This window comes from Oceanitalea stevensii, from assembly GCF_014837105.1.
Lineage (GTDB): Bacteria > Actinomycetota > Actinomycetes > Actinomycetales > Actinomycetaceae > Oceanitalea > Oceanitalea stevensii.
In genome coordinates this window covers 125,922-138,106 of the sequence record NZ_JACSPO010000004.1, presented here as the reverse complement: position 1 = coordinate 138,106, position 12,185 = coordinate 125,922, and the positions used below count along the sequence as shown (strand labels likewise).

Genomic DNA, 12,185 nt, shown 5'->3' with positions numbered 1-12,185 from the left:
CTCAGCGGCCGGGGCCGGCCTCCGGCTCCTCGGTCTCGCTCTCCGTCCGGCGGCGCCCCTCGTGCTCGACCTTGCGCACGTGCTTGGTGAGCGAACGGAAGAGCAGCCACCCGACGAAGGCGAGCACGAAGAAGGCGATGAAGCCGGCGATGCCGGGCGTCACGGTGTAGATCGTCATGTCCGGGTCCGGCGCGGGCGGCGTCGGGGTCTGCGCGCTCAGCACGAGGAGGACCGGCGCGAGGAGGGTGGGGGTCACGCGCTCAGCCTACGCAGCCCCGCGAAGAGGTCGTCCTCGGGGATCTCCACCGGCACGCGGGACTCGGCGAGCTCGAACTGCTCCACCGGCCACACCTCCCGCTCGACGTCCCGGGGCACCTCGAAGAAGAATCCGTCGGGGTCGATCTGCGTGGCGTGGGCCCGCAGCGCCTCGTCGCGGCGGTCGAAGTAGTCCTCGCAGCGCACGCGCGTGGTGACGGTGCGCTGGGGGCGGGTCGCCGCCCGCTCGAGCCAGTCCTCGAAGGGCGAGACGAGCCCGCGCGCGTGCATGGCCTCGGAGATCGCCTGGATCCGGTCGAGGGAGAAGCCGACGTCGTAGTAGAGCTTGGACACCTCCCACGCCGGTCCCGCGTCGGGGAACTGCTCCGGGTCTGCGGCCGCGTGGAAGGCCGCCACGGAGATCTCGTGGGTGCGGATGTGGTCGGGGTGGGGGTAGCCCCCCTCCTCGTTGTACGTCGTCATCACGTGCGGGCGGAAGGTGCGGATCTCCCGCACGAGCGCCTCGACCGGCACCTCGAGCGGCTCCACGGCGAAGCAGCCCTCGGGCAGCGGCGGGAGCGGGTCGCCCTCGGGCAGCCCGGAGTCGACGAAGCCGAGCCACGTGTGCTCGATCCCCAGCGCCTCGGCTGCCGCCGCCATCTCCCGACGGCGGTAGGCCGGCATGTCGGCGAGGATCGACTCGTCGTGGGCCAGCTTGGGGTTGAGGATGTCGCCCCGCTCGCCGCCGGTGCACGTCACCACCCGGACGCGGTGGCCCTCGGCCACGTACCGCGCCATCGTTGCGGCACCCTTGCTCGACTCGTCGTCGGGGTGTGCGTGCACCGCCATGAGGCGCAACTGCTCGCTCACTGTGTTCCTCCTGATCTGGACCGGCACCGATTCTCGCCCGTCGCGGCACCTGGGGGCAACGCACGTGACGTGCGCCATGGACGACAATGGGCGCGTGAGCACCCCTGACGACGAGCAGCGCGCCGCCCTCGAGGAGCGTTACGGAGCAGCGCCCGACGCCGCGACCCGGCGCCGTCGTCGTCTCGTCCTGGCCGTCCTCGCCGTCCTCGCCGTCGTGGCGTTCGTCGTCCTCGCCGTCGTCTCGACCGACGAGGCGGTGCGCACCGAGGACGCCGCCTTCACCGTCGTCGACGACTCCGCCGTCGAGGTCACCTTCGTGGCCCACATGGATCCCGGCACGACGGCGGAGTGCACGGTGCTGGCGCTCAACGGGTCCTTCGCGCAGGTGGGGGTGGCCCGCGTGCCGGTGGGCCCGGCGCAGGAGCGGACCACCCTCGTCACCGCGCGCGTCGCCACGACCGAGCCGGCGACGGGCGCCCGGGTGTCCGGGTGCCGCGAGACGGGCTCCTGAGGCGCGAGAACCGGCGCGTCCGGTGTCCGCCTGACGGGATTTGCTATCCTGGCGCCATCGCCCCGCGCGGTGAGCAGCGCTGCGTCGCCCGTCGCGGCGAGCGTGTGCACCCAAAGCCTCGGCCCGACCAGTGGCCGGGGCTCCTGATTTTTTGTGTTGGATGGAGGAGGAGACGTGGCCGAGACAGCGACCACCTGGCTGACCGCCGAGGCGTACAACCGCCTCAAGGCAGAGCTCGAGCACCTGACGGGGCCCGGCCGCGCCGAGATCACCGAGCGTATCGAGGCGGCTCGCGCCGAGGGTGACCTCAAGGAGAACGGCGGGTACCACGCCGCCCGCGAGGAGCAGGGCAAGATGGAGGGCCGGATCGTCCAGCTCACCGAGCTGCTGCGCAACGCGCAGGTCGGGGAGGCCCCGGCCGACGACGGCGTCGTCGAGTCCGGCATGGTCGTCACGGCCAAGGTCGCCGGTGAGCAGGAGGTCTTCCTCCTCGGCTCCCGTGAGGCCGCCCAGGACGTCGACGTCGAGGTGCTCTCCGAGCGGTCGCCGCTCGGCGCCGCGATCGTCGGCAAGAAGGCCGGCGACTCGGTGACGTACACGGCGCCGAACGGCAAGGAGATCGCCGTCGAGATCGTCAAGGTCAAGCCCTTCACGGGCTGACCGAGCGACACCCGGGAGGGGGGGGGGGGGGGGGGGGGGGGCCCCCCCCCCCCCCCCCCCCCGCTCCTGCGCTCTACTCGACGGACTGGAAGCGGACGCCGTAGCCGGCGTCGCGCAGGGCCGTGACGACCTCGTGGCAGTGTTCGGTGCCCTTCGTCTCCACCTCGACGCCGATCCGCACCTCGGCCACGCCGAGGTCGGCGGCCGTGCGGTCGTGCCGGATGCTCACGACGTTGCTGCCCGTGGCGGCGAGGACACCGAGCAGCCCCGCGAGGGACCCCGGCTGGTCGGGGACGCGGACCTCCATCTGGAGGTAGCGGCCCGCGGCGACGAGGCCGTGCCGCAGGATGCGGTGGAGCACGAGGGTGTCGACGTTGCCCCCGGACAGGACGACGACGACGGGCCCCTCGAGGCCCGCGGCCCCGTCGAGGAGTGCGGCCGCCCCCACCGCGCCGGACGGCTCGACGACGAGCTTGGCCCGCTCGCTGAGGACGAGCAGCGCCCGCGAGATCGCCTCCTCGCTCACCGTGCGGACCTCCGCGACGTGGCGGCGCACGATCCCGAGCGTCAGCTCGCTGGGGAGCGGGACGGCGATGCCGTCGGCGATCGTGCTCATCCGCTCGAGGGGCACCGGTCGCCCGGCGGCGAGCGAGGCCGGGAAGGCCGCCGCCCCGGCCGCCTGGACGCCCACGACCCTCACGTCCGCGCCGCGCGCGTGGACGGCCGCGGCGATCCCGGCGAGGAGTCCCCCTCCGCCGGTGGGCACGAGGATCGTGCGGACGTCCGGCACCTGGTCGAGGATCTCCAGGCCGATCGTCGCCTGGCCCACGACGACGTCGCGGTGGTCGAAGGGCGGGATGAAGACCCGTCCGCTCGCCGCCGCCTCCCGTTGCGCGGCCACCAGCGCACCGGTGATGTCCGCGCCCTCCTGGCGCACCTCGGCGCCGTAGCCGCGGGTGGCCGCGAGCTTGGGCAGGGCGGCGCCGACGGGCATGTAGACGACGGCCGAGATCCCGAGCTCCCGCGCGGCGAGGGCGACGCCCTGCGCGTGGTTCCCGGCGCTGGCGGCGACGACGCCGCGCGCCCGCTCCTCGGCGCTGAGCCGGGACAGGCGCAGGTAGGCGCCGCGCAGCTTGAAGGACCCGGTGCGCTGGAGGTTCTCGCACTTGAGGAGCACCGGCGTGCCGGCGACACCGCTGAGCGCCCCGCTCCTCTCCACCGGGGTGCGGCTGGTGACGCCGCTGAGCAGCGCGGCGGCCTCCTCGACGTCGGCGAGGCTGATCTCGCTCACGTCGACGGCGACCCTCCCGCGCGCTCGTCGTCGTCCTCCGGCTCCCCGACGGTGACGGAGGCGGTGGCGGCGGCGTCGTCGTCGTCCTCGTCGCCCTCGGTCGCAGCGTAGGAGTCGGCGATCGAGCGGAAGAGCGTGCCCGGTGGCCCGCCCGGACGGTGCCAGTCCGTGGCGGCTCGCGGATGCTTGTCGTGGCCGTGGAGGTAGAGGACCACGGTGTTGACGACGGCGGCGATCGGCACGGCGAGCAGCGCGCCGAGGATGCCGGCCACGCTCGTGCCGGCGGTGACGGCGAGCAGCACGGCCACCGGGTGGAGCGAGACGGCGTTGCCCATGAGCCAGGGCTGCAGGACGTTGCCCTCGATCTGCTGCACGAGCAGGACGATGACGAGCATGATGACCGCGGTCTGGACGTCCTGGTCGACGAGCGCGACGAGCACCGCGACGGAGCCGGTGACGAGGGCACCGACGATCGGGATGAACGAGCCGAGGAAGACGAGGATCGTCAGCGGCAGGACGAGGGGCAGACCGAGGATCGCGGCGCCGAGGCCGATGCCGATGGAGTCGGCGAGGGCGACGAGGATCTGCGTGCGGGCGTAGCCACCGAGGGTGATCCAGCCCCGGATGCCGGCCTCGTTGATCCGGCTGCGGGAGCGCGCGGGCGCGAGCCGCACGAACCACTGCCAGATGCGCCGCCCCTCCCGCAGGAAGAAGAAGAGGCAGAAGAGCGAGATGACGCCGCCGGTGACGATCTGCGTCGCCGAGGTCGTCGCCGCGAGCGCCCCGGACACGAGGACGCCGGAGTTGGCCTCCAGCTGCCCGAAGGCCTCGTCCAGCCACGCCTGCACCTGGGCCTCGCCGATGCCCAGCGGGCCGTCGGAGAGCCAGGTGACCAGCTCGCTGAAGCCCTGGGAGGCCTGGTCGGCGAGGTCGGTGAAGCCGGCGACCACCGAGCGGCCGGCCATCGTCAGCAGGCCGACGACGATGGCGAGGGTGCCGAGCAGCGTGACCGTCGCCGCGAGCGTGCGCGGGAGCCGTAGCCGCTTGCGCAGCCACGCCGAGACCGGGTCGAGGAGCACGGCGAGGAGGATCGCGACGACAAAGGCCACGACGACCGTCTTGAACACGATGACGAGGTAGCCGACCAGGGCCGCCGCCGCGGCGATGGCGAGCACCCGCCAGGACCAGGCGGCTGCCGCGCGGACCGGGAGCGGGACGGCGAGCTCGGCGGAGTCGTCCTCACCGAGGCGTGACTCGTGGACCACGCGCGCGACCACCGGCGGCTCCTCGAGGGAGTCGCTGCGGCGGGCGGGGATCAGCCGGGAGAGCCACCCGGGCGGCGCGTTCTCGGACATGGACCCCGCAATCGACGTGGTGGACGAACCGAGCACAGCCTAGAGGACGGGGTTCGGCCTCCCAGGGAATACCCAGGTCGCCGTGGTGTTCTCATTAGGCGCCGGCTGCCGTCCCCCCGCGGCAGTCGGCGTCTCTACTGCTGGAGGTCACATGTTCTTCCGTCCCGAGCCCCGCATGGTCACCGCCGAGGAGGCGCTCCCCGGGCGCCAGGTCCCGGGCTTCACCGTGCCCGAGCGTCACGAGGTCCTCGGCACGCCGCTGCGCGGCCCCTGGCCCGAGGGCACCGAGGTGCTCTACGTCGCGATGGGCTGTTTCTGGGGCGCCGAGCGGATCTTCTGGAAGCTCGACGGCGTCGTGACGACGGCGGCCGGGTACCTGGGCGGCTTCACGCCCAACCCGACCTACGAGGAGGTGTGCACGGGCCGCACCGGGCACACCGAGGGCGTGCTCGTCGCCTACGACCCGGCACGCACCGACCCCGAGCGCCTGCTCAAGACCTTCTGGGAGAACCACGACCCGACGACGCCGAACCGTCAGGGCAACGACGTCGGCACGCAGTACCGCTCGGCGATCTACTGGACGACGCCGGAGCAGCAGCGGGCTGCCGAGCTGACCGCCAAGGCCTTCGGGCGCGTGCTGGCCGACGCCGGCCACGGCCCGGTCGCCACCGAGCTCGCGCCCGCGGGCACCTTCTACTACGCCGAGGACTACCACCAGCAGTACCTGCACAAGAACCCGGGCGGGTACTGCAACCACGGCCCCAACGGCTTCAGCTGCCCCGTGGGCCTGCTGCGCCAGGACCAGGTCCCCTCCCAGCAGGATGTCCTGCCCCCGGCCTGAGCCGGTCCCCCGGCCGCCACACCACACCCACACACGACTGTGCGCCCGTCGGGCCACCATGCTCCCGGTCGACGGGGCGCATGGTGCACCCGGCGGGCGCACAGTCGTGAAGGGGTGGGGTGCGGCTTACTCGACGCCGACGATGTCGACGACGAACACGAGGGTGTCCTCGCCCCCGATGCCCGCCTGCGGGACGCCGCGCGAGCCGTAGCCGTGCTCCGGCGGGATGGACAGCAGGACGCGCGAGCCGATCGCCTTGCCGACGAGGCCGTCGTCCCAGCCGCCGATGACCATGCCCATCCCGATGGGGAAGGAGATGGTCGAGCCCCGGGTGTAGGAGCTGTCGAAGACGCCGCCGTCCCAGACCTGACCGTGGTAGTTGACGACGATGGTGTCGCCCGGCTCGACGGCCGCGCCGTCGCCGGCCTCGAGGACGGCCACCTGCAGGCCGTCGGGCGCCGGGGTGCCCGGGAAGGTGAGGGTCGGCTCGTCGCCGAAGGATCCGGACGCGATGGGAAGGTTTGCGCTCATCCCACCAGCCTACGGGGCGAGCCGCGGCCCGCCCGCGCAGTCGTCCGGCAGGCAGCCGCCCTCGCGGGCCACCTTGGCCTCGACGGCCGCCCACATGGCCCCCAGGCCGCGCGCGAGTGCCCGCAGGTCCTCCGGGTCGAGGGTCTCGAGGATCTCCATGCCCACCCGCCACCCGGCGGCGTCGTGCTCGGCGACGAAGGCCTGCCCCGCGGGGCTCAGCGCCGTGAGCCGCACGCGCCGGTCGGTGGGGTCCTCGCGGCGCTCGACCATGCCCCGCTCGACGAGCCGGTCGACGATGCCGGAGACCGTGGGCATCGAGACGTCGAGGTGCCGGGCGAGCTCGTGTCCGCCCAGCGACCCGTGGCTCGCGAGGAGGGCGACGAGCCTGAGCTGCTGCATGGTGAGCGTCGAGCCCACGATCGGGCCCAGCTGCTCGTGGACGAAGAACTTGGCGACCATCTCACCGGTCGCCCGCACCTCGTCGATGAGGCGATGATGCTCACTCGGGCGTTGCTCGTCCACCGTGTTACCTTACTTAGGGTTTACCTAACAATTAGGCTTGCCCACTACTTTACTCCACGCCGTCAGACGGAGACCTCGTGTCGTCACTCGCCCGGTTCAGCCTTGCCAACCGCGCCCTCGTCGCCCTCGCCACGGTGCTCGCCGTCCTCGGCGGGCTGTGGGCGACGACGACGCTCAAGCAGGAGCTCATCCCGCCCCTGGACCTGCCGGTCGTCGGCGCGGTCACGACCTACCCGGGCGCCTCGCCGGAGGTCGTCGAGCAGCAGGTGAGTGACGTCGTCGAGCAGGCCGCGGGCGTCGTCGCCGGGCTGGAGGGCACGACGTCGACGTCGAGCGCCGGCTCCTCCGTCGTCCTCCTCGAGCTCGCCTACGGCACCGACGTCACCAACGCCCAGCAGGAGTTCCAGGCGGCGATCACGCGGCTCGAGCCGGTCCTCCCGGAGTCGGCCGACACCCAGGTCATCAGCGGCGGGATCGACGACCTCCCGGTCATCCAGCTCGCCGCCGCGACGAGCGGGGACCAGGAGCAGGCCGCCGAGGTGCTGCGCACCGTCGTCGTCCCCGAGCTCGAGCGCCTCGAGGGTGTGCGCGACGTCCAGCTCAGCGGCGTCCAGGACCGCTTCGTCCGCATCGACGTCGACCTCGCCGCCCTCGCGGAGGCCGGGGTCGACCCGACCGCGATCGCCGACGCGCTGCGCGCCAACGGCGCCGTCGTGCCGGGCGGCACGATCACCGAGGACGACCGGACCCTGTCCGTGGAGACCGGCGCCCGCCTCACCTCGGCCGAGGACGTCGCGGCGCTGCCCGTCCCCACCGAGGCCGGTCCCGTCCTCGTCGGCGACGTCGCCGAGGTGAGCGCCGAGCGCGCCGAGGCCACCTCCTTCAACCGCACCGACGGCGACCCGAGCTTCGGCCTGGCCGTCACCAAGACCCCCGACGGCAACACCGTCGACGTCTCCCAGGAGGTCCAGGACCTCCTGCCCGAGTTCGAGGCGGCCCTCGGCGAGGGCACCGAGATCACCGTCGTCTTCGACCAGGCGCCCTTCATCCAGGACTCGATCAAGGACCTCGCCACCGAGGGGCTCCTCGGGCTCGTCTTCGCCGTCGTCGTCATCCTGCTCTTCCTGCGCAAGTGGCGGCCCACCGGCGTGACCGCCCTGTCCATCCCGCTGTCGCTCATCGTCGCCCTCATCGGCCTGCGGACGGTCGGCTACACGCTCAACCTCTTCACGCTCGCCGCCCTCACGGTGTCGGTCGGGCGCGTCGTCGACGACTCCATCGTCGTCATCGAGAACATCAACCGGCACCTGTCCTACGGCAAGCCGCGCCGGGAGGCCATCCTCGACGCCGTGCGGGAGGTCGCCGGGGCCATCACCTCGGCGACGATCGCGACCGCCGCCGTGTTCGTCCCGATCGGTCTCGTCGGCGGCATGGTCGGTGAGCTGTTCCGGCCCTTCGCCTTCACCGCGGCCCTGGCGCTGCTCGCCTCGCTCTTCGTCGCGCTGACGATCGTCCCGGTGCTCGCGTACTGGTTCGTCCGCGGCCCCAGGCCCGGGGAGGACCACGACGCCGTGCGGGCGGCCGCCGAGGAGAAGGAGCGCTCCGGCGCCCTCCAGCGCACCTACGTCGGGACCCTGCGCGCGGCCCTCGCCCGGCCGTGGGTCGCGGTGCTCGTCGCGGTCGCCGTCCTCGGCGGCACGGTGGGCCTGGCCACCCAGCTCGAGACCGAGTTCATCGGCGACACCGGCCAGAACACCCTGACCGTCACGCAGGCGCTGCCGGCGGGCACTTCGCTCGAGGCCGCCGACGCCGCCGCGCAGGAGGTCGAGGAGGTCGTCGCCGGCCTCGACACCGTCGACACCTACCAGGTGACCGGTGGGTCCGGTGACTCCGCCATGGCCTTCTTCGGGGCCGGCGGGGAGACGACCTTCTCCATCACCCTCGACCTCGAGGCCGACGCCGTCGCCGCCGAGGACGAGCTGCGCTCGCGCCTCGAGGAGCTCGACACCGCGGGCGAGCTCACCGTCGCCACGGGCATGGCCGGCTTCTCCGGCAGCCTCGAGGTCGTCGTGAGCGGCGCCGACGGCGAGGACGTCGAGTCCGCCGCCGCGGACGTCCTCGAGGCCGTCGAGGGCATCGAGGGGACGACCGACGTCGCCTCCAACCTCGCCGCCGAGCTGCCGACGCTGCTCGTCGAGGTGGACCGCGAGGCCGCCGCCGCACTCGGGCTGAGCGAGGCGCAGATCGGGCAGACCGTCTCCACCGCCCTCCAGGGCACGACGGTCGCCTCGATCAACACCGAGTACGGGCGCAACGACGTCGTCATGGACGTCGGCGAGACGCCGAGCACCCGCGAGGAGCTCGCCGCGCTGCCGCTCGCCACCCCGCTCGGCCCGGTCCCCCTCTCCGAGGTGGCCGAGGTCCGCGAGGTCGAGCAGCCGGTCTCCATCACCCGCGCCGACGGGCTGCGCAGCGCGACCATCAGCGCGACGTCCACCGCCTCGGACCTCGGCAGCGTGACGAGCGAGCTCCAGGCCGCCGTCGACTCCCTCGAGCTGCCCGACGGCGTGGCCGCCGAGGTGGCCGGCGTCAGCGCCGAGCAGGAGGAGGCCTTCGCCAACCTCGGCCTGGCCCTGGCGCTGTCGATCGCCATCGTCTACCTCGTCATGGTTGCGACCTTCAACTCCCTCGTGCAGCCGCTAATCCTCCTCGTGTCGGTGCCCTTCGCGGCCACCGGCGCCGTCGGGATGCTCGTCGTCACCGGGAGCCCGCTCGACGTGCCGGGCCTCATCGGTGCCCTCATGCTCGTCGGCGTCGTCGTCACCAACGCGATCGTCCTCATCGACCTCATCAACCAGTACCGCAAGCAGGGCATGCCGCTGGAGCAGGGCATCGTCGAGGGTGGCCGCCACAGGCTGGCGCCCATCCTCATGACGGCCGCGGCCACCATCGCCGCGCTCACGCCGATGGCGATCGGTGTGACGGGCGGGAGCGCCTTCATCTCCCAGCCGCTCGCGCTCGTCGTCATCGGTGGTCTCATCACCTCGACGCTGCTCACCCTGCTGCTCGTGCCGGTGCTCTACCTCCTCGTCGAGCGCCGCCTGGAGAAGCAGCGGGCCAAGCGGGCCGAGAAGCAGCCCGACCTCGTCGAGGCAGCGACCGGCTGACCAACGGGACGACGAGAGCCGGGCACCCCGTGGGCCCGGCTCTCGCCGTTCTCAGCCCAGCCGCTCGGCGAGCCAGCCCAGCTGGCGCTCGCGCTGGAACTCCGTGCCGCCCTCGTGCTCGTTGAAGGGGTAGACCTCGATGTCGACCTCCCCGCCCCATGCGTTGGCTGCGGCGTAGACGGTGGACGGCGGGCAGACCGGGTCCATGAGGGCGACGGAGTACAGCGCGGGCGCCTGGGCACGCCGGGCGTGGTTGACGCCGTCGACGTAGGACAGCGTGCGGAAGGCGTCCTCGACGCGGTGCCGGTGCGCGGAGAGGTAGGTGCGCACCTCCGCGAAGGGGCCGGCGGGCGCGAGCTCGACGCCGCGGCGGATGTGGGACAGCCACGGCACGTCCGGCATCGCGGCGGCGACGTCGACGAGCCCGGCGACGGCGGTGGTGATCGCCCCGCCCTGGCTCACGCCGGTGACGGCGACCCGTGCGGGGTCCACGCCCGGCAGCTCGCGCACGGCCTCGACGGCGCGCACGCCGTCGGTGTAGACGCGGCGGTAGTAGTGGTCGTGGGGGTCCTCGATCCCGCGGGTGAGCGTGCCCGGGGCCGCCACGCCCGCGCCGGCCGGGTCCGGGGTTGCCCCGAAGCCGTTCGTGGGGGCGGTGCCCTGCCCACGGGTGTCCATGACGACGTAGGCGTAGCCGGCGGCGGCCCAGGTGAGGCGGGAGTGGGCGAAGCCGCGTCCGCCGCCGTAGCCGATGTACTCGACGACGGCGGGCAGCTGCTCGTCCGCGCGCCCGGCGGGCCGCAGGTACCAGCCCTTGACGCGGTGGCCGCCGAAGCCGGAGAAGGTGAGGTCGTAGGCCTCGATGACGCTGAGGTGGGCGTCCACGGGCACCGCCTCGACGGCGAGGTCGTGGGCGCGGGTCTCGGCCAGTGTCCGGGCCCAGAAGGCGTCGAAGTCGGCCGGCTCCGCGACCTCCGGACGGTAGTGGGGCAGCTCGGCGGCGTCGATGTCGAAGAGGGGCACGGCCGGAAGCCTAGCGCCAGCCCCCGGGAACGCCGAGAGCCGGACCCCTCGGGAGGGATCCGGCTCTCGGAGCGCGGACGGGCTGGGTCAGTCGCCGCCGCGGAGGATGGCGAGGAGACGGAGGAACTCGAGGTAGAGCCACACGAGCGTGACGATGAGACCGAAGGCGGCCGACCACGCGAAGCGCGCCGGCACGCCGTTCTCGACACCGCGCTTGATCGCGTCGAAGTCCATGATGAGGCAGACGGCGGCCAGGCCGACGGCGAAGACGCCGACGATGACGCCGAGCGGGATCCCCATGACCTCGACGCTCGAGCGCAGACCGAAGGCGGAGTCACCGGAGCCGAAGAGCATGATGCCGAGGTTGACCAGCGAGAACAGCGCGTAGCCGACGAGTGCGATGAGGACGAAGCGGGTGAGCTTCGGGGTCACGCGAACCGCACCGCTCGAGAAGAGCAGGAGGGTGGCGACGAAGGTGGCGCCGGTCGCGAGGACGGCCTGGAGGACGATGCCCGGGTAGATGGTCTCGAAGACCATCGAGATGCCACCGAGGAAGAGCCCCTCGGCCGCGGCGTACACGGCGATGAGCGCCGGGCTCGGCTCCCGCTTGAAGGCGTTGACCAGGCCGAGCACGAGACCGATCGCGAGGCCGCCGTAGGTGGCGAGCGGGTTGGCGCCGAGGACGAACCAGTTGAGCGCACCCATCGCGACGACGAGCGCGAGGAGCCCGCCGGTCTTGATGATGACGTCGTCGTAGGTCATCCGGCCCGTCTGGGCGGGGCCGGCGGCCGGCTGCTGGTAGGCCCGCTCGAGCTGCTGCGCCTGGTAGGGGTCAGCGATCGGCGGCTGCTGGTAGGTGGTCCCGCCCTGCGGCGAGTAGCCGGGGTGCGCGGGGTAGCCGTTCGGGGTCGTCGCCCGCTGCTGCCGGCGCTCGCCGAAGTACGGGCTGTTCTCGAAGACTGGATTGCTCACTCAGTGCCTCCTGGTCGCAGCGCGGGCACGTGCCGACGCCATGGTGTGTCAGCGGCCCATCCTATGGGGGTGTCCTCAGGCGGCCCGCACCTGCACAACGTGCGCCGGCCCTGGCGTGTTCCCTGCTCGTGCGCGTGGCGGAGGCGCTGCTCCCCCGCGAGCGGGAGGGCGCCGTGCAGAGATCTCC

At 72.9% G+C, this 12,185-nt stretch carries 12 protein-coding genes; 4 read left to right on the top strand and 8 right to left on the bottom strand.

Annotation, left to right across the window (positions count from 1 at the left end; all coding sequences use genetic code 11):
* Position 1: 1 nt before the first annotated feature.
* Both H9624_RS09595 and mca read right to left on the bottom strand, forming a co-directional pair.
* The gene (locus tag H9624_RS09595; protein WP_251839669.1) at positions 2 to 256 is read right to left on the bottom strand and encodes a hypothetical protein; all 255 of its coding nucleotides are present in this window, start codon (positions 254 to 256) and stop codon (positions 2 to 4) included.
* On the bottom strand, positions 253 to 1,125 hold the full coding sequence (mca, locus tag H9624_RS09590; protein WP_251839668.1) for a mycothiol conjugate amidase Mca: 873 nt from the start codon (positions 1,123 to 1,125) through the stop codon (positions 253 to 255). Before mca ends, H9624_RS09595 begins: the two co-directional genes overlap by 4 nt.
* Positions 1,126 to 1,219: 94 nt before the next feature.
* Here mca and H9624_RS09585 point away from each other — a divergent pair, with 94 nt between their 5' ends.
* Both H9624_RS09585 and greA read left to right on the top strand, forming a co-directional pair.
* The gene (locus H9624_RS09585) at positions 1,220 to 1,636 is read left to right on the top strand and encodes a DUF4307 domain-containing protein (protein WP_251839667.1); all 417 of its coding nucleotides are present in this window, start codon (positions 1,220 to 1,222) and stop codon (positions 1,634 to 1,636) included.
* Positions 1,637 to 1,810: 174 nt separating this feature from the next.
* Entirely contained in the window at positions 1,811 to 2,296 is a 486-nt protein-coding gene (gene greA / locus H9624_RS09580; RefSeq protein ID WP_251839666.1) for a transcription elongation factor GreA, read from the top strand.
* Positions 2,297 to 2,369: 73 nt separating this feature from the next.
* On the opposite strand, the gene ilvA is transcribed toward greA, so the two are convergent.
* Positions 2,370 to 3,587, bottom strand: coding sequence for a threonine ammonia-lyase (gene ilvA, locus H9624_RS09575; protein WP_251839665.1), 1,218 nt, complete (start codon positions 3,585 to 3,587; stop codon positions 2,370 to 2,372).
* Positions 3,584 to 4,942, bottom strand: a complete 1,359-nt coding sequence (locus H9624_RS09570; RefSeq protein ID WP_251839664.1) for an AI-2E family transporter — start codon at positions 4,940 to 4,942, stop codon at positions 3,584 to 3,586. The genes ilvA and H9624_RS09570 overlap by 4 nt, the downstream gene beginning before the upstream one ends.
* Before the next feature lie 151 nt (positions 4,943 to 5,093).
* Here H9624_RS09570 and msrA point away from each other — a divergent pair, with 151 nt between their 5' ends.
* The gene (gene msrA / locus H9624_RS09565; RefSeq protein WP_251839663.1) at positions 5,094 to 5,783 is read left to right on the top strand and encodes a peptide-methionine (S)-S-oxide reductase MsrA; all 690 of its coding nucleotides are present in this window, start codon (positions 5,094 to 5,096) and stop codon (positions 5,781 to 5,783) included.
* 126 nt (positions 5,784 to 5,909) lie between these two features.
* Here msrA and H9624_RS09560 read toward each other — a convergent pair whose 3' ends face one another.
* Positions 5,910 to 6,314, bottom strand: a complete 405-nt coding sequence (locus H9624_RS09560; protein WP_251839662.1) for an FKBP-type peptidyl-prolyl cis-trans isomerase — start codon at positions 6,312 to 6,314, stop codon at positions 5,910 to 5,912.
* A 9-nt stretch (positions 6,315 to 6,323) separates the two neighbouring features.
* Entirely contained in the window at positions 6,324 to 6,836 is a 513-nt protein-coding gene (locus H9624_RS09555) for a MarR family winged helix-turn-helix transcriptional regulator (protein WP_251839661.1), read from the bottom strand.
* Positions 6,837 to 6,913: 77 nt separating this feature from the next.
* Between H9624_RS09555 and H9624_RS09550 the strand changes: the two genes are divergently transcribed.
* Positions 6,914 to 10,003 (top strand): efflux RND transporter permease subunit, encoded by a 3,090-nt coding sequence (locus H9624_RS09550; protein ID WP_251839660.1) that lies wholly within the window; start codon positions 6,914 to 6,916, stop codon positions 10,001 to 10,003.
* Positions 10,004 to 10,054: 51 nt separating this feature from the next.
* On the opposite strand, the gene H9624_RS09545 is transcribed toward H9624_RS09550, so the two are convergent.
* Both H9624_RS09545 and H9624_RS09540 read right to left on the bottom strand, forming a co-directional pair.
* On the bottom strand, positions 10,055 to 11,026 hold the full coding sequence (locus H9624_RS09545; RefSeq protein ID WP_251839659.1) for an acetylxylan esterase: 972 nt from the start codon (positions 11,024 to 11,026) through the stop codon (positions 10,055 to 10,057).
* Between the two features lie 87 nt (positions 11,027 to 11,113).
* Complete coding sequence (locus H9624_RS09540; RefSeq protein WP_251839658.1) at positions 11,114 to 11,998, bottom strand: Bax inhibitor-1/YccA family protein; 885 nt, start codon at positions 11,996 to 11,998, stop codon at positions 11,114 to 11,116.
* Positions 11,999 to 12,185: the final 187 nt, after the last annotated feature.